Here is a 22,343-nt window from a genome sequence, read left to right as displayed (position 1 = left end):
CTGACAACCGGAGTTAACCAAAATCGGTCAGTGAGACCGATTTTTTTGGTTAATGAGATAATTTATTAATTATCGTAGGTTGGAGAGTTGTCCGAGCGGCCGAAGGAGCATGATTGGAAATCATGTATATGGGCATAATCCTGTATCAAGGGTTCGAATCCCTTACTCTCCGTTACGCTCTACCAAATTAAAAGCATTCAGTTAATTCTGAATGCTTTTTTATTTTATTCCGAAATAAATGCATAATAAAAAGCAGTCACCTTTGAAGTGCAACAAAAAAGTTAGATATTTTGATATTTATTGACTGACTATGGTCTGATTTCTGTATTGAACAGGAGTCAGGCCTTTTGTTTTCAATGAAATTCTAAAATTATTAAACCAATCGATATATTGATGTGTAATATGAATTAATTCAGTTAGGTTATGAATTTTATGTCTCTTTAAACACTTACGCTTTAGTAAACTAAAGAAACTTTCAATTGGTGCATTATCTAGACAGTTACCTTTCCTTGACATGCTTTGAACGATGTTCAAAGCCTTTAATTTATCCTGGTAATCCGTAGTTTGATAATGCCAACCCTGATCAGAATGAATGCCTTCGGCATCAAGATATTTTTTAATTCTCCGATGATCATAGGTTTGATGGCTTTGATTGAAAATTGCATTAATCCGTTTCTTAATATAATCATACTTACTGGAGGGGTTCGCTATTCGTTGTCGTTCATCGTAATAAGTAGACCTCTTTAATTGAAAGATAGTCATAAGTTCATTCAGCTTATATTTTTGTGGGAAATGACCCCGAATCGAAATTATAGCTTCTGTCTTTTGCCGGTTTGAAACATTTTCGATCGGGGTGGTAAATTTTTTAAGACATCACGTTCTAATTAAGCTTGATGAAGCTGTGCTTCAAGCGGAACTATATTTGGTCATAAAAAGTACCCCATAATAGTTAGATTTTATGTCTAACTATTATGGGGTACTTCACTTGCGACTGCTTTTTTAGTTATTTTAGTTTAATCAATGACAACAGTATTTTTGTCAGGAAGAGAGAAAGGTTCTTTCTTATTGATTAAATCATAGTATAAGTGACCATTTAGATGATCAATTTCATGTTGGCAAACAATTGCAGGGTAATCACGTAAGCGAATTTGATGTTTCTCACCGTTCATGTCTTGATAGCGAACAGTAATACGGTCATGGCGGACTACGTAGCCAGGTACATCTTTATCAACAGAGAGACAACCTTCACCTTCAGATAAGGCCGTTGGCTGCACTGAGTGACTAACGATAACTGGATTGATAATAACTTCTTTAAAAACAGGAGTGTCATCATTTTCCTCGTTACTTGGCACTAAAACAGCTGCCATCATTTCAGAAACACCAACTTGCGGAGCGGCCAAACCAACACCAGGACGAAGCCCGTATTTTTCAGATAATTCAGGTGTTTGACTATTTTCAAGATATTCCATCATATCATGAGCTAACTTTTTATCTTCATCAGATAAGGGGAATTCCACATTTTTAGCAACGGCGCGTAAAACTGGATCACCATCACGGACGATATCATTCATTAAAAACAAGATAGTTCCTCCAAACATTTAGACTAGTTAGTTAAAGTCTAGCAAAAAAAAGTGTTATTTTAAAGCCTAGAGAAAATAATTGCATTATTCAAAGTGAATTAATAACACTTGCGGCTATAAAAAAGGGCTTAAAATGTGGTAAGATAAATAGCAAATAATAATTGGAGCGAACCAATGAAAGAAAACTATACATATCCAATTGATCCAGAATGGTCGAACGATAAGTTGTTGGCAGTGATGAAAATTTTCACTGATGTAGAAGATGCTTATGAAAATAAAATCGTCGTTGCAACTTTTCAAAAAGATTGGGCAAATTATATAAATTTCGTTCCTAGTAAAATGGAACAAAAGACGATTGATCGAGAGTTTAAGCAATTAACTGATTATTCGATTTATCGCGTTACTCAGGCTGTAGCCCAAGCAAAGACTAAGACAATAAAGATGGAAAACTAATGAGGGCAGTTATGAAACTTGAACCATTAAAAATTCAGCATGATTTAGTCGCTTGGTTAACAGTTGCTGGCGATAAAATCAGGCAAAGCTTAACAGAAGAGTTACAGGTTAATACCAAAAGTGGTCGTAACGATCTAGTGACTAACCGTGACAAAGAGATTGAACGGTTCTATGTTAATCAAATTCGTACCTATTATCCAGAAGCTCGAATTTATGGTGAAGAAGGTTTGGGAGACGAGATTAATGATTTATCGGGTCTGATTTTCTTTGTTGATCCAATTGATGGCACGATGAATTTCGTCAAACAAAAAGAAAACTTTGCAACTATGATTGGAGTTTATCTCGATGGTGAGCCAATTGTTGGGGGCATTCTTGATGTTATGGCCCAACGCCTTGTTGTAGGTGGTCCGCAAACTGGCGTGATGTTAAACGGTCGTCCACTATCTAAACGGCCTAGTCTTGATATTAAAGACGGTTTGATCGGCGTTAATAGTCGAATGTTATCTGAAAACATCAATCAGGTGACTGATTTAATTAGATTAAGTTCTGGTGCGCGGATTACTGGTAGTGCTGGTGTTGAATTCAGTCAAGTTATTATGGGTAAACAAATTGGCTATATTTCTAATCTATCACCATGGGATGTTGCTGCAGGTTGGGCAATTGCTAGTGCGCTGAACATTGAAGCTCATACGATTGCCGGTCAGCGACCATCATTATTAAAACGTGAAATTATTATTGCGGGAATTCCCACAGTTTGGCAAAATTTCGCAAAATTACAAAGTTGAAAACGATTTAACAAATAATTTTCTGTAAGCTTAACAAATAATATGTTATTATTTTACTTGTCTGTATGATTTTTATTATCGCATACGCTTTTTGGAAGGAAGAAACTCATTGAAAACACGTGAAGATATTCGTAATATTGCCATTATCGCCCATGTCGATCATGGTAAAACGACGCTCGTAAATGAATTATTAAAGCAATCTGATACACTTGATGAACATATTAACTTGGAAGACCGCGCTATGGATACTAATCCAATTGAACGTGAACGTGGTATTACTATTTTATCGAAGGTTACTGCCGTTGATTATAAAGACCACAAGATCAACATCTTAGATACACCAGGACATGCCGACTTCGGTGGTGAAGTTGAGCGGATTATGCGTATGGTTGATGGTGTGCTCTTAGTTGTTGATGCTTTTGAAGGCACAATGCCACAAACTCGATTTGTTTTGAAAAAAGCCATGGAACAACATTTGACACCAATCGTTGTTATTAATAAGATTGATCGTCCTGGCGCTCGTCCAGCTGAAGTTGTTGATGAAGTCTTAGAATTATTCATCGAACTTGGTGCCGATGAAGACCAACTTGATTTTCCAGTTGTTTATACAAGTGCTGTCAATGGTACTTCAAGTATGGATCCTGAAGTTGATACACAAACTCATACAATGGATCCAGTTTTTGACACAATTTTAGATACAATCCCAGCACCTGTTGATAACAGTGATGAACCATTGCAATTCCAAGTTGCTATGCTTGATTATAATGATTATGTTGGCCGTATTGGTATCGGTCGTGTGTTCCGCGGTAAGATTAAGATCGGTGACAGTGTTTCTGTCTTAAAACTTGATGGTACTGCTAAGAACTATCGTGTTACCAAGTTGTTCGGTTTCTTTGGTTTGAAACGAATTGAAGTTAACGAAGCTAAAGCTGGTGACTTAATTGCCGTTTCTGGTATGGAAGATATTTTCGTCGGTGAAACTGTAACACCAACTGATCAACAAGATCGCTTACCAGTTTTACGAATTGATGCGCCAACGCTACAAATGACATTTGCTGTTAACAACTCACCATTTGCTGGTCGTGAAGGTAAATTTGTTACTGCTCGTAAATTGGAAGATCGCCTGAAAGCTCAATTACGGACTGACGTTTCATTACGTGTTGATGATACTGATTTGCCAGGTGCATGGGTTGTTTCTGGTCGTGGTGAATTACACTTGTCAATCTTGGTTGAAGAATTACGTCGTGAAGGCTTCGAATTAATGCTTTCTCGTCCAGAAGTTATCTATCGCGAAATCGATGGCAAGCTTAGCGAACCATTTGAAAGTGTCCAAATTGATACACCTGATGAATATGTTGGTTCTGTTATTGACTCAATGGCTCAACGTAAAGGTGACATGCAAAACATGGAATCAGTTGGCAATGGTCAAACACGGATGATTTTCTTAGCACCTTCTCGTGGTTTAATCGGTTATTCAACTGAATTCTTATCACAAACTGGTGGTTATGGTATCATGAACCACTCATATGAGAAATACATGCCAATAATTCGTAACTGGACGCCAGGACGTCGTACAGGTGCTCTTGTGTCAATTAACCAAGGTCCTGCGACTACTTATAGCTTGCAATCAGTAGAAGACCGTGGTGAGCTATTTATCGATGCTGGTGTTGAAGTGTACGAAGGTATGATTGTTGGTCAAAGTAGCCGTGAGCAAGACATTGCGGTTAACGTTACTAAGGGTAAGAACTTAACTAACACTCGTGCTTCAGGTAAGGACCATGCTGCTGCAATCCGTACACCACGTAACTTAACACTTGAAGAATCAATCGAATTCTTGAATTCAGATGAATACTGTGAAGTAACACCTGAAAGTGTTCGTTTACGTAAGAAGATTCTTGGCACTAACGAACGTCGTAAATCAGATAAACAAAAGAAAATGGCTGATAAGAAATAATTTATTTGTCATTATCAAAGCACAAAACAAATCTTATTTGTTTTGTGCTTTTTCTTTTATTTTTACAAAAGTCGTTGACGTTATTTTTTAGTAGTGATAAGTGATGTTATAATAGTTCTAACCATCATTATCTGGGAAGGAACTGGCATTTTTGAAAGAAAAACTACGACGTTTAGATCCATGGATCTTAATCCCTTATTTATTATTAGTTGTTATTGGTATTATCATGGTCTATTCAGCAAGCTCTGGTGAATTGATTGCATCAAATCTTTCGCCAACAATGTATTTAAAGCGCCAAGCAATCTTTGCTGTGGTGGGATTAGTGGCGGCAGCTGTTACCTATTGGTTCCGAGCTCGCTTTTGGTATTCTAAGGGTACTGTAATGATTGCGGTCATCTCTACACTTGGACTACTGCTTCTCTTGCGACTGATTAGTCATTTCAATCCTTCCGCAGCTCAAAATGGCGCTGTTGGTTGGATTAATATTGGCCCCTTTAATATTCAGCCAGTAGAAATTGCAAAGTTGACCTTGGTTCTATATTTTGCTTATATATTGGGTCGTCGGGAAAAGAAGTTGATCAATAAACGACCCGGTGAAGTTTTTGCTGCACCATTAGCTTTGACGGTTTTATTCGTTGTCTTAACAATGATTCAGCCTGACCTAGGTGGCGCTTTAATTCTATCTTTTATCGCTGTGGTATTAATTGGCGCTAGCGGCGTAGCCTGGTGGTTTACAGTGGTAGGTGGTGTTGGTATTTTAGGGTTATTTGGTATTTTAGTTAATATTATTGGCCATTTGAATAAATCCTCCTTCCTTTTGAAAATTTCAGGTTTGAAGTTATATCAGTTGGATCGTTTTCGTTCATTCTTACACCCGTTTCAATTGGAACAGCACGGTGGAGCTCAATTAGTTAATTCTTACTATGCTATCAACAATGGCGGCTGGTTTGGTCGTGGTTTAGGCAATAGTATTCAAAAGCTAGGTTATTTACCCGAGCCATATACCGACTTTATTCTCTCAATTACTGCAGAAGAGTTAGGTATTGTGGGTGCCACATTAATTTTAATTTTATTAGGCATTCTAATTGTCCGGAGCTTATTAATTGGGATGCGTTCGCGCAATACGTACCATATGTTGGTTTGTTACGGTGTATCGGCAATTTTGTTTGTGCAAACATTTATTAACGTGGGTGGTTTATTAGGCTTAATTCCGATTACCGGGGTGACGTTGCCATTTATTAGTTATGGTGGTTCAAGTATCATTATTTTATCAATTTGTATGGGCTTAGTTTTGAATATTAGTGCAACCGAAAAACGTAAACGAGAAAAGAGGGTGCGATAATGTTTGCGATCAAAGAACGCGTTTCACTTTCAATTTGGGTTTACTCATTGAAGCAAATTAGGCAATTACGTCGTTATGGGATGATCTATTATGTTTCAAAACGAATGAAGTATGTGGTCATGTATATTGATGAGAAACAGTTAGATTCAACGGTTAAGACGTTAAATAATTTACGCTTCGTTAAAAAAGTGGAAGTTTCACCACGTCAACAAATTAATATGAATTTAGGCGCTAAGCTAGATGAAGAAGCTCAAGCAGCCAGTACAGGTGAGAATTAATGCGAGTTATTTCAGGAACATATGGTGGTCGTCGATTAAAGGCGGTTCCCGGTAATCAAACTCGACCAACAACGGATAAGGTTAAGGAAGCATTATTTAGTATGATCGGTCCGTATTTTGATGGTGGTCAGGTTTTAGATCTTTTTGCAGGAACTGGTGGTTTAGGTATTGAAGCAGTGTCGCGCGGGTGTGATTCCGCAGTTCTAGTTGATAAACAGCGTCAAGCTCAAGCTGTTATTAATGAAAATATCGCCATTACCAAAGAGGCGGAGAAGTTTCGTTTGCTCAAATCTTCTGCCCAAACTGCCTTAGGTACATTAGCAACAGAAAATCGGAAGTTTAACTATGTCTTTTTAGACCCACCTTATCGCTTCAAAATCATTCAACAGTTATTAGAAAAATTAGCTGATTTGTCATTATTGGCAGATCAAGCACATATCATCGTCGAAACAGAAAAAGAAGACGATATCGCGTTGCCAGAACATTTTGAATTACTAAAGCGTCATGATTATGGCATTACTAAAATTTCTGTCTATCAATATCACAAGGGATGAGTGTTCATGAGTAAGGTTGCACTTTTTGCCGGTAGTTTTGACCCCTTTACCAAAGGCCATTTACAAATATTAAAAAAAGCATTGGCTGTTTTTGATGAGGTTGTTGTGGCCATTATGACCAATGATAGCAAGCATTATCTGCTGAACACTGATGAAAAAATTCAAGTTGTTAAAGAAGCGGTGGCTAGCTTAGCGGGTGTTCGGGTTATTGCACGGCCAGCAACTTTGACAACTGACTTAGCACGCCAGGTAGGGGCACAATTTTTAGTTCGTGGTTTACGAAATAGTGCTGACTTAGAATATGAAACTGGAATTGCCCAGATGAATCAAACGTTAGCACCTGAAATTCAAACGGTTTTCTTGTTAGCTGATCAAGATAATTCATTTGTTTCATCAAGTATGATTAAAGAAGTTTTAGTCTTTGGCGGCGATGTTTCAGCCTTTTTAACGCCAACAGCTATTGAAATTTTAAGTCGTAAATTGAAGGATTGAATGTATGAGACGTTGGCAAAAATTTAGCTTAATTGTTGTTAGTTTTATCCTGTTGGTGGTATTTTTCATGTTGCCATTGCCGGCTTATATTGAAGAACCTGGCACGGCTGAACCATTATCGCAGTTTGTTAAAGTTGATGGTCAGAAAGATCGGCAAAAGGGCGCGTACATGCTTGTAACAGTTGGTATTCAACACGCAACACCTTTTCGTTGGTTAACGGCTCACTTTAATACTTTTGATGATATTTTAAGTCCTCAAGAATTAATGGGTGGAGCTAGTGATGAAACCTATAATCAAATGCAAGAATATTATATGGAGAGCTCAATAAATAATGCGATTCAACAAGCCTACCAACTTGCTAAACAACCTTATCAAGTAAAATATTTAGGTATTTATGTGATGGACATTATCAAACAGTCCAGTTTAGCTGGTGTGGTTAAGATCGGGGATACAATTACTGCTGTTGATGGTCATCATTTTCAAAGCAATCAGAGTTTTATTAATTATTTAAAAGATAAATCTGTGGGGACTAAAGTTAAAATTGCCTATCAACATAACGACCAAGACAAGGTAGCGACAGCTAAAGTTATTAAATTGCCTCAGACTAATCGAAATGGTATTGGTATTACTTTAACTGATCGCACAACTATCAAGACTAAGATACCGGTCAAAATAAACGCTGGTGATATTGGTGGTCCTTCGGCAGGCATGATGTTTTCTCTACAAGTGTATGAGCAATTAACACATGGGAATTTACGACATGGTCGTAAGATTGCTGGAACAGGAACAATTGCTGCTGATGGAACTGTTGGGGCAATTGGTGGCATTGATAAGAAAGTAGTTGCCGCTGATCACGCTGGTGCAAAAATTTTCTTTGCGCCTAACGACCAGGTGACTAAGGCGATGAAGAAAGCCGATCCTGATTATGTTAATAATTATCATGAAGCTTTAGCTGCTGCTAAAAAAATAAACACTAAAATGAAAATTGTACCGGTTCGTAAGTTTGCTGATGTGATTAATTATTTAGAGGCGCATCGTTAGTCATTTAAAGGATTAAAATAATGAACTCAATTTAAACAATGCAATGAAAAAGCCGCAAATTATTGGCGGCTTTTTGTGTATTTAAAATTGAGGTGAAGTTTAATGAAAAATATTGGCCAACGGTTCAAACAACTATTCAGACAACAACCACTAAAAGTTAGTACAGTAATTTTTGTTATTTTAGGGCTGATCACCGTGGGAACCATCCAACATTATCAATTAAAAGGGCAAGCCACTTCAGCTAATCTGAAAGCAATTATGGCAAAGCAAAAGAATGAACAAATAACTGATGTCGCACAATCATCAGCAACTAATGAAACTAACACAAGTAATGATTCAAAAACATCACAATCAACTACTGAAAAACCTAATAAAATGTACGTTGAAATAAAAGGTTCGGTAGCACAACCTAATGTTTATCAAGTTGCCGCTGATGCTCGAATTAATGATCTAGTTAAGTTAGCTGGAGGTCTCACCAAAGATGCAGATAGTCGACAAATTAATTTAGCACAACCACTACAAGACGGTATGAGTATTTATGTTCCTAAAAAAGGTGAAGATTTATTGGTTCAGGAACAAACTGGTCCGCCAGCAACGAGTTCTACGATTAGTGAAGCAGGCGTACCGAATAAGATCAACTTAAATCAAGCAGATGCAACTCAATTACAGCAAGTTAGTGGCATTGGTCCCAAAAAAGCAGCTGATATTATTGATTATCGGCAAAAGGATGGCCCGTTTAAAAGTGTTGATGAGTTAACTAATGTTAATGGTATTGGTGAAAAAACATTAGCTAATATTCGCGATGAACTTTGTGTCTAAGTCGACGATCGGCTATGATCGTTCTTATTCAGGTAAACTTCTTTTAGTTGGCCTTGGTACGTTAACCTTATCGGGAATATTATGGCAGCCTTCGTTCTGGATTGTTGGCACTAGTGTCTTGTTATTTTTAGGCTGGCGCCTTTTTTGTGCTCGTTCACATCAGTTGACGATAATCACAATACTTATACTGTTGCTATTTACTGGTCGTCAATTGCAGTGGCAAAATCAGTATCAATTATTGACTAATTGTGAAGCGGTGGTTTTAAAAGCAGATGGTTATAAAATCAATGGCGATTTATTAACCGGCATTGGTCAAAGTGGTTCACAAAAAATATTTCTAACGGCGAAAATCAGTTCTGAGCAGCAACAAGATTTTTTATTGAAAAATGATAATCAGTGTCAACTGCTTTTAAAGAATATTGATTTAACAATGATTGATTCGGCGACTAATTGGCATGAATTTGATTTTAAAGATTGGGCCGTGCATCGCCAAGTTCATCAACAAGTTAATGCTGAAATTGTTAAGGTGAAACAAATACCCGTTCAATCAGTAGGAATGCTAGTTAGTCATTTTCGTAAGAAGTTTTTAAATTCGTTAACAGCCCTGCCTAAATATGGTGCTTTTCATTTAAGAGCATTAGTCGCTGGTTATAGCGAGCGCGATGATTTAGAAATTCGGGAACTTTTAAGTACCGCTGGCATCATTCATTTATTTGCTTTATCAGGGCTGCACATTGATTTATTAATTCGTAGTTGTCGTTGGTTAGGATCGCGTATTTTTATTCCTGATGAAGTGACGCGACTTTTACTAGTTATTTTTCTGCCATTGTATGTTATTTTTGTTGGTCAACAAATAGGGATTTTGCGAGCTGTTTTAACTTATTTTCTTCACGAACTTTTACAGGTCTTAGAAGTTAGAATGGCATCGTTAGACCAATTAACAATGGTTTTGCTGTGTTGTTTATGGCTGCAACCTTTATCGTTCTTAGAACTAGGCCCACAATTGAGTTTTATACTGTCTTTTGCATTAAGATTAGTACCGAAAAAATTAACAAGTTGGCAATTACAGTTACGCCTAGGTTATTTAAGTATGCTGTTAATTTTATTTAGGACCGCAACCTTTAACTTGATTGCTTTATTGATGGGTGGCTTATTTGCGCCATTATTCGGCTTATTGATTATGCCAGCCACGCTGGTTACTTTAGTTTTCCCACGAGCGTGTTATTTTTTTGAATCGATTTGGGTCATTTTATATGGACTATTAGCTAAATTTTTTCAGCAATCTTATTTACAAGTGACCATTGGTCAAGCCCCACTTTTGATGATTGGCAGTTTGCTAATTTACGCCTTAATTGTTTTTGAATTACCAAAAATAAAACATCAGCAAATTACTATTTTGGTGCTACCTTTGCTAATTGTAGGTGGCTATCATCGTCTTGGCTTTAAGGATCAAGTTACTGTCATTGATGTGGGACAGGGGGACAGTATTTTAGTGCAAACGGCTTTTCCCAAACGAACATTATTGATTGATACTGGTGGGCAATTAGCTTTTACTCGTGATCCTTGGCAGGTACGCTCGGCAAAATCCCGCGTTGAAAAGATAACAATTCCTTATCTGCGTAGTCAGGGGATTGCTAAACTTGATTATGTCTTATTAACACATCAAGATGCTGATCATCTAGGTGATTTAGCCATATTACTAAAGAAATTTCCGGTTAAGAATATTGTTTTTACACGAGGAATGACGCAGAATCCTAATTTTATCGCCCAGTTACAGACAGCATCAACTAAAACTCATTTTTTACCCAAACTTGCTGGCGAACGACTACAAGATCAACGCTTAAATGGCTGGTTTGTGGCGCCTCAGCAACCAGGAATAGGCGAAAATAAAGATTCGCTAACTTTGTTTTTAAAATTGGGAAATGTAAAATGGCTTTTTACTGGCGACTTAGATCGTGCTGGTGAATTGGCCATCACTAAAAAATATCCAACGTTAACAGTTGATTACTTAAAAGCTGGTCATCATGGGAGTAAAACATCTAATGATCCTGGCTTTATTTCTCAAATCAATCCTCGGTTAGTTGTGATTTCGTCGGGACGAAATAATCGTTATCACCATCCTAGTCAAGAAACTTTAACCACTCTTAAACAGTTACAAGTCCCGTATTTAAACACTGCTCAATATGGTATGATTGAATGGTATTTTAAACCGTTAACCAAGCAAAGTCAGTTACGAACAAAATTAGTAGGGAATGAACAAAACAGTGGCCAATAAGAAAGCCAATCGTATTTCTGTTACACAACTAAAGAAAATGTCATTGACTGATTTACCACCAGTCGTTTTAGTCTTGGGCCAAGAACAAGCTTTATTAGATCAAGCCAAAGCTTATTTTGAACAGCTATTGTCACCTGAAGAGCAAGAGATGAATTATGGTCGCTACGATTTATCTGAGGACAGCATTGGGACGGCTTTAGATGATGCAGCTTCAATTCCGTTTTTTGGAGATTGGCGAGTTGTGATGCTAACCCAACCCACTTTTTTAACAGGTGAAGCGCGTAAAAATAAAGTTGATCATGAATTTGATGCGTTAATTGACTATTTGGCACAGCCTCAACCAAGTACAAAACTTATTTTTTGGGCCAATTATGAAAAGCTAGATGAGCGTAAAAAAGTCACTAAGGCAGTTGAAAAGCAGGCTTTGATCGTTGATGCCAGTAAACTTCAGGGCTACCAATTAACCAAAGCACTACAACAATTGTGCCAAGAACAAAAGATTCAAATTGAGACAGCGGCTTTGGAGTTATTGCAACATCGCGTAGATGATCAATATACTTTAGCGGCTAAGCAATTACAGCAACTGGCATTGTATGTAGGTCCGGGACAAAAAATTACCATGGCAGATGTTGATCAAGTCGTTGAGCAGGTGGTTGATGATGATGTTTTTAGTCTAGTCGCTAATACACTTAATGGCCAGCAAAGGGCAGCTTTAACCACTTATCGGCAATTATTGATTAATGGCAATGAACCAATCCAATTATTATCGTTAATTACTTCTCAAGTTCGTTTACTGTTACAAACTAAAATTTTACGCCAAAATGGTTTTTCTCAAGGCGATATTGCCGGCCAATTAAAGGTTCATCCTTATCGGGTTAAACTAGCCCTTCAACAAGAACGCCAATTTGGCTTGCAACAACTAAAGGATATGTCGTTAGAATTAGTTAACTTGGATTATCAAATTAAATCAGGGCGCGCAAACAAGGAACAAGCTTTACAATTACTCATTATTAAATTTTCCAGTCGTAATCATTCCCAGACAAGAAAATAAAATCAATTATGTAATCAGCTGATTTAACAATGATTGGCATAATAAAGCACACACTTTTTAATAAAGTTACTTGCATATCTAGCGTAGTTTGGTATAATATTTAACGTTGAGTTTGAATTAGTCTATTCTGGAGGTGACCTTAATGCCACAAATCAAATCTGCAATCAAACGTGTAAAAACAAACGAAAAAGCTCGTTTAGCAAATGCTAGCCAAAAAGCTGCTATGCGTACAACAGTTAAGAAATTCGAAACTGCTAATGCTGCTAACGCTGAAAATACTGATGCTTTGTACAAGGATGCTATTCGTTCAGTCGATATGGCCGCTTCCAAAGGCTTAATCAAAGCTAACAAAGCTGCTCGCGACAAATCACGTTTGACAAAATTAAACAACGCTAACTAAGAATGATTCGGGAGACCGAATCTTTTTTTATACTTGCTTTTTTAGTGAATTTTCGCTAAAGTAATATTGTTCACCAATTACTTAGTTCTGCGACTCACCGACGCTTTACTAAGTTCTTGGAATAAAAAAATGAGGTGGAAGAAACATGGCTATTTCTCAAACAGAGAAGAACGAAATCATTAAAAAGTACGCTCGCCACGAAGGCGATACTGGTTCTCCAGAAGTACAAATCGCAGTATTGACTGCTGATATTAATGCATTGAACGATCACTTGAAGTCACATAAGAAGGATCATCATTCATATGTTGGTCTTTTGAAGAAGATCGGTCATCGTCGTAACTTATTAGCATATTTACGTGAAAAAGATGTTGTTCGCTATCGTGAACTTATCAAGAGCTTAGGCTTACGTCGTTAAGCTTATCCAAGCGAGATCATATCGATCTCGCTTTCTTTATACATAGAATTACAAATCCAAGTAAAGGAAGCACAACTTATGGAACAAACTAAACGTGTTTTTAAGCTCGAATGGGCAGGTAAACCGCTGCAAGTTGAAATTGGTCAAGTCGCAAAACAAGCCAATGGCGCTGTTTTAGTCCGTTATGGCGAAACGGTTGTTTTAAGCGCAGTTGTCGGCAAACCAGCTAAAGCAAATCAAGATTTTTTCCCATTGACTATCAATTATGATGAGAAAATGTTCGCTGCTGGTAAAATCCCTGGTGGTTTTAATAAACGTGAAGGTAAGCCTAGTACCCATGCGACTTTAACGGCACGTTTAATTGATCGTCCCATTCGCCCGTTATTCCCCGAGGGTTTTGTTGACGATGTTCAAATTACGAATATCGTCTTTAGTGCTGATCCTGAAGCTGGTCCTGAATTAATGGCCATGTTAGGTTCATCGCTAGCATTAGGTATTTCTGATATTCCGTTTGCTGGACCAATTGCTGGGGTTAAGGTTGCCCGTGTTAATGGGGAACTACAATTAAATTCACACTCCGAAGAATTAACTGACTCTGATCTAGACTTAACAGTTGCAGGAACTGAAGAAGCCATGAACATGGTTGAAGCCGGCGGCGATGAGATTCCCGAACCTGAGATTTTAGAAGCATTACAGTTTGGTTTTGAAAAGGTTCAAGAGTTATGTCAGTTTGAAAAACAAATCATTGCTGAAGTTGGCAAAGAGAAAATTAAATTTACTTCACCAAGTGCGCCTGCAGATTTAGCTGCAGAAATTCAAACCAACTATTATTCAACAATGCGTGAAGCCATTATCACAGAAGATAAGTTGCAACGCGATGAGAATATTGAAGCAGTTAAGGCTCTTGCTCATGAGCATTACGCTTCTTTAAGTGGCGCTGATGACGACCCAGCTTTCCTAAATCAAGTTGATGAACTAATGGCTGAATTAGAGCGGCAAGTTTTACGGGAGCTGATCGTTAAGGATAAAGTTCGTCCTGATGGTCGTCAACTAGATGAAGTACGTCAATTAAGTGCAGAAGTAGGCCTCTTACCTCGTGCACATGGTTCGGGTCTCTTTGACCGTGGACAGACTCAAGTGCTCTCTGCGCTCACGCTAGCACCTTTAGCAGAGGCACAGACGATTGATGGCTTAACTTCCGAATATCATAAAACATTTGTCCATCATTATAATTTTCCACAGTTTTCTGTTGGTGAAACTGGGCGTTATGGTGCGCCAGGTCGCCGTGAAATTGGTCATGGGGCTTTAGGTGAACGGGCTTTAAAACCAATTATTCCTAATACTGAAGATTTTCCGTATGCAATTCGTTTAGTTGCCAATGTACTGGAGTCTAATGGCTCTTCATCACAAGCAAGTATTTGTGCCGGTACCTTAGCTTTAATGGATGGTGGCGTACCGATTAAAGCACCTGTTGCTGGTATTGCCATGGGTTTAGTTAAAGAAGGCGCTGATTACACGATCCTAACAGATATTCAAGGTATTGAAGATCACTTGGGAGATATGGATTTCAAAGTTGCCGGTACAAGTTCTGGTATTACCGCTTTACAAATGGATATTAAAGCTGACGGTGTGACAGAAACGATTCTGGCTGAAGCTTTAGCACAAGCCAAAAAGGCACGTTTACAAATTCTTGATGTCATTCAAGCAACCTTATCTGAACCACGGCTATCTTTAAGTAAATATGCACCAAAAATTGTTCAAATGACAATTGATCCAGCTAAGATTAAAGATGTTATCGGTCGCGGTGGCGAGACGATTAACGAGATTATTGACAAGACTGGTGTTAAAATCGATATAGAGCAATCTGGTGCGGTCACAATTAGTTCTGATGATGAGGAAGCTATTGAAGAAGCCAAGCAAATCATCAGTGATTTAACGCGTGAAATTAAAGTCGGCGAAGTTTATATGGGCACAGTTAATCGAATTGAACCATTTGGTGCTTTTGTAGAGTTAGCTAAGGGTAAGAACGCACTGATTCATATTTCGCAATTAACTGCTGGTCACTTAGATAAAGTTGAAAATGCTGTTAAGCTAGGTGATCAATTGTTAGTCAAAGTTGTTAGCATTGATGGTAAGGGCCGAATTAACGCCTCACGTAAAGCATTACTTTCAGATGAAAATTAATAGTTTAGCGATGTGGAATTTTACGATGGCATCACCAGTGAAATTCCACTTTTTGCTAAGCATTGAAAAAATAAACAAGGAGTTCATATGTTACAAAATTTAAGAGTTATTCCATTAGGCGGCGTTCGCGAAAATGGAAAGAATATGTACGCCGTTGAAGTTGAAGATGAAATTTACATCCTCGACTGCGGCTTAATGTACCCAGAAAATGAGTTGTTGGGAATTGACGTTGTTATTCCTGACTTTACTTACGTAAAAGAAAACATCGACAAAGTTGTCGGTATCTTCTTAACTCATGGTCATGCAGATGCAATCGGTGCTTTGCCATACTTTTTGGTTGAAAACCAAGTTCCCGTTTTTGGCTCTGAAATGACAATTGCTTTGGCTAAAATTGCTGTTTCTAGTGAGAAGAAGTTACGACGGTTTGATGATTTTCATATCATTGACGAGAAAACAGCAATTGATTTTAAAAACGCAACTGTTTCATTCTTTAAGACGACGCATTCAATTCCTGGCTCTTTGGGGATTGACTTAAAGACTAGTGCAGGTCACGTGGTTTATACAGGTGATTTTAAATTCGATCAAGTTGCAACACCTGAATATCAAACTGATTTTGGTCGTTTAGCTGATATTGGTCGCGATCATGTTTTAATGTTACTCAGTGATTCTTCCAATGCTGAGTCACCTTATGAAACTAGCAGCGAACGTGATATTTCAAGCTATATCTTAGAAACATTTAAATATCATGAAGGCCGTATTATTGTGGCCTCGGTGGCTAGCAATATTGTGCGGATTCAACAGATTTTAAATGCGGCGGCTCAAATTGGTCGCCGAGTAGTGCTAACTGGCCGTGACTTAGAAAAAATCGTTAAAACGGCCTTAAAACTGAATTACTTAACTTTGCCAGATCCTAACCTGTTAGCAACAACTAAGGAATTACGAGAATTACCACCAGAAAAAACAGTCGTTTTAGAAACTGGTAAGATGGGCGAGCCGATCAAGTCATTAAGCAAAATGGCGACTAATCGTCACCGCTTATTGCACATTAAAGAAGGCGATTTAGTTTTCATTACCACAACGCCTTCCCATGCCATGGAAACTAACGTCGCTAAGATGCGTGATTTAGTCTATCGTGCTGGTGGTACTGTTAAGGCCATTAGCGATGATATGCATTCATCTGGCCATGCTAATAAATCTAACTTGCAATTAATGTTGAATTTATTACATCCTGATTATTTAATGCCAATTCAAGGCGAGTATCGTTTGCTTGATGCTCATGCTAATATTGCCGAAGAAACTGGTATGCCTGCTGATCATATCTTTATTACGAAGATGGGTGACGTGGTTAAATATAACAAGGGCGGTTTCCATTTAGGCGCTGCTGTTAATGCTGGCGATACCATGATTGATGGTAGTGGTGTTGGTGATATTGGTAATATTGTCTTGCGTGATCGGCGTTTATTGGCTGACGATGGCATTTTTATCGCAGTGGTAACCATTGATCGTCGTAAGAAGAAGATTGTTGCTAAGCCAAAATTAACATCACGGGGCTTTGTTTACGTGAAAGCTAATCGTAACTTAATGGCAGAGAGTTCTGACATTGTTGTGAAAGCTATTGAAAATAATTTAGCGAATAAAGAATTTGATTGGAACGACTTAAAACAAGATGTCCGTGAAGATTTAAGTAAATATCTATTTGAGCAGACTAAACGCCATCCGGTAATTTTGCCTGTGATTATGGAAGTTAACCAAAATCGACATCGTTAGTCATAAATAGGACCCATTTTTATCTTTTAGATAAGGGTGAGTTCTATTTTTTATTAGGAGGTGTTGAAGATCGCACAATATACGGAGTCCATTGCTAATCTGGTTGGTTTGGCTCAAGAGGCTGAGCAAAATAAAAACAGGCTACAGGCAAAAAAATATTTTCAACGAGCACTGGAACTAGCCCAACCATTTGAATTAGTACAACAGTATTTTGATTTTCTACAACGTAGCCAGGATTTTGCTGAAGCGCGTCAATTGTTAGCGGATTTTGAGCAGGAGTTTTTGAGAAATGGGCAGTTAACGGATTATTGGCAAAAATTATGGCTGATTGCTGATTATGTAATCTTGGATCAAAGCTACCAGCGGTTACAGTATCAGCATTACCAATTCTCTGCTGTTGAAAAGAAACAGTGGCAAGGTTTACAGCAACAATTGGCAACAGTTGTCATAGAACCAGATAAAATTGCTCAGTTAACAGCCAACTTACTTCAAGCCGCAACAACAAAAACAGGTGGCAACGCAGCAGTTGTCTTAGCAAAAATGCAATCTCTGACACCAGACGCCTATGTCCAAGTGGCGCAACCTACTTTAGCAAGTCCAATGTTGAATCCGGAAGTGCGGGTTAAGTTGCTTGATGAAATCAGTTTGTTTTCAGCAACCTATTCACTGACGTTGAATTGGCGTGGTGAATTACGTTTGTTATCAACCGATCAGTTAACTCCAATGCAATATGTACCAGAGTTAGAACAGTTTGCGGTTGACTTTGCCCAAGCTCAATTTGACCAGACACCTGATACAGTTGACCAACAATTGGCGATGAGTAATTTATTGACTTATATTTTATTGACTTATCCATTTTGTGAACAAGAATTACAACCCCACGAAATTTGGCGTCAATTTTTAAGTAAGGGTCAAATTCCAGCAACGGCTAACGCAAAAGAGGTCAAGGAATTAAGTTATTGGCAAGAACAAGAACGTAATTTGCTCAATAATTTGAATGCCTAGCCATTTTACAGTCAATTATGCGAAATATTTTTGAAATCTTAGGTCAAAAGTGTTTACAATTTCAATAACTCTCCGTATAATCAGAGAGGATATTTCTCTAAGGATAACCGTTGGTTTTCTGGACGAGAAGTAGTATAATTAAACATAAAGGATTTTCAGCTACACATTGTCGGGCTGATTTTTACTTGTGAATATTACAGGAGGTTCATTTTATAATGGCAGAAAAAGAGCATTACGAAAGAACTAAGCCCCATGTAAACATTGGGACAATCGGCCACGTCGATCATGGTAAGACTACATTGACGGCCGCAATCACTAAAGTATTGGCATCAAAGGGTCTCGCTAAAGCAGAAGATTACGCTGATATCGATGCAGCTCCAGAAGAAAAGGAACGTGGCATTACAATCAACACAGCCCACGTTGAATACGAAACTGAGAAGCGTCATTACGCACATATCGATGCCCCAGGACATGCTGACTACGTTAAGAACATGATCACTGGTGCCGCTCAAATGGATGGTGCTATCTTAGTTGTAGCCGCAACTGATGGCCCTATGCCACAAACTCGTGAGCATATCTTACTTGCTCGCCAGGTCGGCGTTGACTATCTTGTTGTCTTCTTAAACAAGATTGACTTAGTTGATGACGAAGAATTAATCGACTTAGTTGAAATGGAAGTTCGTGAATTATTATCTGAATACGATTACCCTGGTGACGATATTCCTGTTCTCCGTGGTTCAGCTTTGAAGGCTCTTGAAGGCGACCCAGAACAAGAAAAAGTTATCTTGGAATTAATGGATACTATTGACGAATATATCCCAACTCCAGAACGTGACACTGACAAGCCATTCTTGATGCCTGTCGAAGATGTCTTCACAATTACTGGTCGTGGTACTGTTGCTTCTGGCCGTATTGATCGTGGTACTGTTAAAGTCGGCGATGAAGTTGAAGTTATCGGTTTGAAGCCAGAAATCTTGAAGACAACTGTTACTGGTTTGGAAATGTTCCGTAAGACCCTTGATTTAGGTGAAGCCGGCGATAACGTTGGTGCCCTTCTTCGTGGTGTTAACCGTGACCAAGTAGAACGTGGCCAAGTTCTTGCTAAGCCAGGTTCAATCCAAACTCATAACAAGTTCAAAGGCGAAGTTTATATCTTAACTAAAGATGAAGGTGGCCGTCATACACCATTCTTCTCAAACTATCGTCCTCAATTCTACTTCCATACAACTGACGTTACTGGCGTTATCGAATTACCAGAAGGTACTGAAATGGTAATGCCTGGCGACCACGTTACTTTCGAAGTAGACTTGATCGCTCCAGTTGCTATCGAAAAGGGTACTAAGTTTACTGTCCGTGAAGGTGGACGTACTGTTGGTGCCGGCCAAGTAACTGAAATCTTAGACTAATTTATTAAGCTAAAATTATAAGAGACTAGAACATTTATGTTCTAGTCTTTTTTTATCGGTAAATTTATCAAGTAGTCTACTTTTAGTGGTGACATTCTTAATTGTTTTTACGTCGCTAAACAGATATACTTAAATTGGTATTATAGTACAGTATGAAAGTTGTTGTTATATTCGCACATGTTGTAAAGATATGTGCTGAGTTTAAACAGCGTTCTAGGGAGTTGATGATTTTTTGGCGACGAAACATGAAGAAATCATTCATTATTTAGAGAAGCTACCAATTGGTCGTAAGGTTTCTGTACGAGCAATTGCTCGTGACTTAAAAGTTAGTGAAGGCACGGCTTATCGAGCCATTAAATCAGCTGAAACAAACGGTTTAGTAGCGACAATTGAGCGGGTTGGGACAGTTCGAATTGAAAAGGATCGTCCTAAAAAAATCGATGAATTATCTTTTGCAGATGTTTTAGATGTTATTGATGGTCGCGTTCTTGGTGGTGCTAATGGTCTGGATAAAGAATTAAACAAGTTTGTCATTGGAGCAATGACCGAGACAGCGATGATTCCTTATATTTCGCCAATGTCGTTAGTGATTGTTGGTAACCGTGATGAAGCACAGAAGATTGCTTTAACACATGGTGCAGCTGTACTGATTACTGGTGGTTTTGATGCAACTAAGGAAAATATTGATTTAGCCGATGAAGCGGCTTTACCATTAATTAGCACTAATTACGATACTTTTACCGTGGCTAGTTTAATTAATCGGGAAATCTCTAACAAGAATATTCAACAAGAGATTATGACCGTTGCGGATGTTTTTGCTCCAGTTGATCAAATTCAAGTATTGCGGCAAACGCAAAAAGTTGCTGATTATCAAGCTTTGCGTCGCAGCACGAATAATACGCGCTTTGCGGTAGTTACTGACAAAGGGCGTTTGGTTGGCGTGGTAACTTTACAAGATGTTAAGGGCTTTTCTGAAGGGACCCTTTTGGATAAAGTGATGGTCAAAAATCCGATTACCGTTACTCGTCATACGTCTTTAGCCAATGCAATTCATTTACTGACGTCGAATTCAATTGACTTATTGCCAGTTGTTAATCGTAATTTTGATTTAGTTGGTGTGGTTAATCGCAATAATGTTCAGGCCTTAGATCAACCGTTGTCTCATGAGCGGACTTGGACCTTGCAATATCAGATTAGTGAGTCAATGTATACAATAGAACACGAGCAAGTAGAGACAGATGCTATTTTTCCCGATTGGGGTGTTCATACCACACCACAAATGGCAAACGAACTTGGTGCATTATCGATTGGGGTTTTATCCGAATTTATCACGTTAGCTACAACTCGTTCGTTGCGGATTTATCAGCAAAAAGCTAGTATGGTTGATCAAATCGATTTGAATTATTTCCGCTTAGTGCAAATTGATCACGATTTAGAAATACATTTAAATGTCGTTAATGAAAATCGACGTCTGGCTACGTTTGATGTGGATATGATTTCAGACCATACGTTGGTTGCTAAGGCATTGGTAACTTGTCAGATTATTGAGGAGATATAAGTAATGGATACAAATACAACATTTTCAGAAATTATTGCTAAAATTGCAGCTAGTGATAAAATTGTGATTCATCGTCACGTTAATCCTGATCCAGATGCCTTAGGTTCACAGGCTGGATTAGCAGAAACAATTAAAAATAGTTTTCCCGCTAAAGATGTTCGCATTGTCGGCAGTTCAGTTGGTGATCTAACTTGGATTAATCAACCTGAAGAAGTTCCTGATAGCTTTTATGAAGGGGCTTTGGTTATTGTCACTGATACGGCCGATACGCCACGGGTTAGCGATCCTCGTTTCAATCAAGGCAGCTATTTAATCAAGATTGACCATCATCCTAATGATGATGCTTACGGTGATCTTTATTATGTTAATACTGATGCATCAAGCTGTTCAGAAATTATTGTTGACCTGATTAATGCTAGTGAAGGTCAACTAAAGTTAACTACTGAGGCCGCTCGCGTATTATACGCAGGGATTATTGGTGATACTGGTCGTTTCTTATACAACGCCACAACCGAGCACACTTTTAACGTTGCTGCTCAATTGGTTAGTTTTGGTTTTGACCACAGCCAAGTTAGTCAAAATCTTAACGAAGTAACACTAAATCAAGCTAAGTTACAATCAGTTGTTTATGATCAATTACAATTTGATGGTAACGGCGCAGCACACATGGTGATTACTCGCGCTTTATTAGCTAAGTTAGGTGTTGCTGATGATCAGGTTAATTCTGTCGTTTCCACACCTGGTCATTTACGTGAAGTATTGTTGTGGAGTATGTATGTAGAAAAGGAAGATGGCACTTATCGCGTTCACTTCCGTTCTAAAGGTCCAATCATTAACGGTATTGCTAAAGCTCATCATGGTGGTGGTCATCCATTAGCAAGTGGCGGTAATGCAGTTGACGTCGAAGAAATTAATCAAATCGTCAGCGAGATGAAAGCAGCTGGCGCGGCATATCAAATTGGCCAATAAGTGCCAACGAAAGG

General features: G+C 38.3%; 20 protein-coding genes, 1 tRNA gene and 2 pseudogenes. 20 read left to right on the top strand and 3 right to left on the bottom strand.

Translation table 11 applies throughout. From position 1 onward, the window contains the following. Nucleotides 1-81 precede the first annotated feature (81 nt). Nucleotides 82-172 (top strand) — tRNA-Ser (locus FC84_RS07615). A gap of 125 nt (nucleotides 173-297) precedes the next feature. Here FC84_RS07615 and FC84_RS09230 read toward each other — a convergent pair. From FC84_RS09230 to def, 3 genes and pseudogenes are all read right to left on the bottom strand, one after another. Continuing rightward, nucleotides 298-417 (bottom strand): annotated as a pseudogene (locus FC84_RS09230) (IS3 family transposase); the annotation flags it as partial. 6 nt (nucleotides 418-423) lie between these two features. Then, a pseudogene (locus tag FC84_RS09225) lies at nucleotides 424-594 on the bottom strand (IS3-like element ISEnfa3 family transposase); the annotation flags it as partial. 419 nt (nucleotides 595-1,013) lie between these two features. After that, nucleotides 1,014-1,580: a peptide deformylase gene (gene def / locus FC84_RS07605; protein WP_057757425.1), complete on the bottom strand. Its 567-nt coding sequence runs from the start codon at nucleotides 1,578-1,580 to the stop codon at nucleotides 1,014-1,016. Between the two features lie 174 nt (nucleotides 1,581-1,754). Between def and FC84_RS07600 the strand changes: the two genes are divergently transcribed. The 19 genes from FC84_RS07600 to FC84_RS07510 all read left to right on the top strand — a co-directional run bounded on the left by FC84_RS07600 (nucleotide 1,755) and on the right by FC84_RS07510 (nucleotide 22,329). Then, nucleotides 1,755-2,033: a UPF0223 family protein gene (locus FC84_RS07600; protein ID WP_057757423.1), complete on the top strand. Its 279-nt coding sequence runs from the start codon at nucleotides 1,755-1,757 to the stop codon at nucleotides 2,031-2,033. A gap of 11 nt (nucleotides 2,034-2,044) precedes the next feature. Then, nucleotides 2,045-2,818 carry an inositol monophosphatase family protein gene (locus tag FC84_RS07595; RefSeq protein ID WP_057757420.1) on the top strand — a complete coding sequence of 258 codons (774 nt, stop codon included), beginning with the start codon at nucleotides 2,045-2,047 and terminating at the stop codon, nucleotides 2,816-2,818. 109 nt (nucleotides 2,819-2,927) lie between these two features. Next, nucleotides 2,928-4,772, top strand: a complete 1,845-nt coding sequence (typA, locus tag FC84_RS07590) for a translational GTPase TypA (RefSeq protein WP_057757418.1) — start codon at nucleotides 2,928-2,930, stop codon at nucleotides 4,770-4,772. 151 nt (nucleotides 4,773-4,923) lie between these two features. Further along, nucleotides 4,924-6,114: an FtsW/RodA/SpoVE family cell cycle protein gene (locus FC84_RS07585; protein WP_057757416.1), complete on the top strand. Its 1,191-nt coding sequence runs from the start codon at nucleotides 4,924-4,926 to the stop codon at nucleotides 6,112-6,114. After that, nucleotides 6,114-6,392, top strand: a complete 279-nt coding sequence (locus tag FC84_RS07580; RefSeq protein ID WP_057757414.1) for a YlbG family protein — start codon at nucleotides 6,114-6,116, stop codon at nucleotides 6,390-6,392. Before FC84_RS07585 ends, FC84_RS07580 begins: the two co-directional genes overlap by 1 nt. Continuing rightward, nucleotides 6,392-6,946 (top strand): 16S rRNA (guanine(966)-N(2))-methyltransferase RsmD, encoded by a 555-nt coding sequence (gene rsmD / locus FC84_RS07575; RefSeq protein ID WP_057757412.1) that lies wholly within the window; start codon nucleotides 6,392-6,394, stop codon nucleotides 6,944-6,946. The genes FC84_RS07580 and rsmD overlap by 1 nt, the downstream gene beginning before the upstream one ends. A 6-nt stretch (nucleotides 6,947-6,952) precedes the next feature. After that, nucleotides 6,953-7,438, top strand: coding sequence for a pantetheine-phosphate adenylyltransferase (coaD, locus tag FC84_RS07570; protein ID WP_057757410.1), 486 nt, complete (start codon nucleotides 6,953-6,955; stop codon nucleotides 7,436-7,438). A 4-nt stretch (nucleotides 7,439-7,442) separates the two neighbouring features. Next, nucleotides 7,443-8,480 carry a SepM family pheromone-processing serine protease gene (locus FC84_RS07565; protein WP_057757408.1) on the top strand — a complete coding sequence of 346 codons (1,038 nt, stop codon included), beginning with the start codon at nucleotides 7,443-7,445 and terminating at the stop codon, nucleotides 8,478-8,480. 102 nt (nucleotides 8,481-8,582) lie between these two features. Then, on the top strand, nucleotides 8,583-9,299 hold the full coding sequence (locus tag FC84_RS07560; protein ID WP_057757405.1) for a helix-hairpin-helix domain-containing protein: 717 nt from the start codon (nucleotides 8,583-8,585) through the stop codon (nucleotides 9,297-9,299). Further along, complete coding sequence (locus FC84_RS07555) at nucleotides 9,292-11,574, top strand: DNA internalization-related competence protein ComEC/Rec2 (RefSeq protein ID WP_162257973.1); 2,283 nt, start codon at nucleotides 9,292-9,294, stop codon at nucleotides 11,572-11,574. The genes FC84_RS07560 and FC84_RS07555 overlap by 8 nt, the downstream gene beginning before the upstream one ends. Next, nucleotides 11,552-12,625, top strand: a complete 1,074-nt coding sequence (gene holA, locus FC84_RS07550; protein WP_083479586.1) for a DNA polymerase III subunit delta — start codon at nucleotides 11,552-11,554, stop codon at nucleotides 12,623-12,625. The genes FC84_RS07555 and holA overlap by 23 nt, the downstream gene beginning before the upstream one ends. Before the next feature lie 142 nt (nucleotides 12,626-12,767). Next, the gene (gene rpsT, locus FC84_RS07545) at nucleotides 12,768-13,025 is read left to right on the top strand and encodes a 30S ribosomal protein S20 (protein ID WP_057757400.1); all 258 of its coding nucleotides are present in this window, start codon (nucleotides 12,768-12,770) and stop codon (nucleotides 13,023-13,025) included. 145 nt (nucleotides 13,026-13,170) lie between these two features. Then, nucleotides 13,171-13,440, top strand: coding sequence for a 30S ribosomal protein S15 (rpsO, locus tag FC84_RS07540; protein WP_057757398.1), 270 nt, complete (start codon nucleotides 13,171-13,173; stop codon nucleotides 13,438-13,440). Nucleotides 13,441-13,518: 78 nt separating this feature from the next. Then, the gene (gene pnp / locus FC84_RS07535; protein WP_057757396.1) at nucleotides 13,519-15,624 is read left to right on the top strand and encodes a polyribonucleotide nucleotidyltransferase; all 2,106 of its coding nucleotides are present in this window, start codon (nucleotides 13,519-13,521) and stop codon (nucleotides 15,622-15,624) included. A gap of 87 nt (nucleotides 15,625-15,711) precedes the next feature. After that, nucleotides 15,712-17,391, top strand: a complete 1,680-nt coding sequence (locus FC84_RS07530; RefSeq protein ID WP_057757395.1) for a ribonuclease J — start codon at nucleotides 15,712-15,714, stop codon at nucleotides 17,389-17,391. A gap of 63 nt (nucleotides 17,392-17,454) precedes the next feature. Then, nucleotides 17,455-18,396: a hypothetical protein gene (locus FC84_RS07525; RefSeq protein WP_057757392.1), complete on the top strand. Its 942-nt coding sequence runs from the start codon at nucleotides 17,455-17,457 to the stop codon at nucleotides 18,394-18,396. A gap of 215 nt (nucleotides 18,397-18,611) precedes the next feature. Beyond that, nucleotides 18,612-19,802, top strand: a complete 1,191-nt coding sequence (gene tuf / locus FC84_RS07520) for an elongation factor Tu (RefSeq protein ID WP_057757390.1) — start codon at nucleotides 18,612-18,614, stop codon at nucleotides 19,800-19,802. A 232-nt stretch (nucleotides 19,803-20,034) separates the two neighbouring features. After that, on the top strand, nucleotides 20,035-21,360 hold the full coding sequence (locus FC84_RS07515; protein WP_057757388.1) for a DRTGG domain-containing protein: 1,326 nt from the start codon (nucleotides 20,035-20,037) through the stop codon (nucleotides 21,358-21,360). Between the two features lie 3 nt (nucleotides 21,361-21,363). After that, on the top strand, nucleotides 21,364-22,329 hold the full coding sequence (locus FC84_RS07510) for a DHH family phosphoesterase (RefSeq protein WP_057757386.1): 966 nt from the start codon (nucleotides 21,364-21,366) through the stop codon (nucleotides 22,327-22,329). The last annotated feature ends 14 nt before the right edge of the window (nucleotides 22,330-22,343 follow it).

Origin of the sequence: Lapidilactobacillus dextrinicus DSM 20335 (assembly GCF_001436095.1) — a bacterium.
Taxonomy (GTDB): Bacteria; Bacillota; Bacilli; order Lactobacillales; family Lactobacillaceae; genus Lapidilactobacillus; species Lapidilactobacillus dextrinicus.
This window is presented reverse-complemented; position numbering and strand designations above follow the sequence as displayed.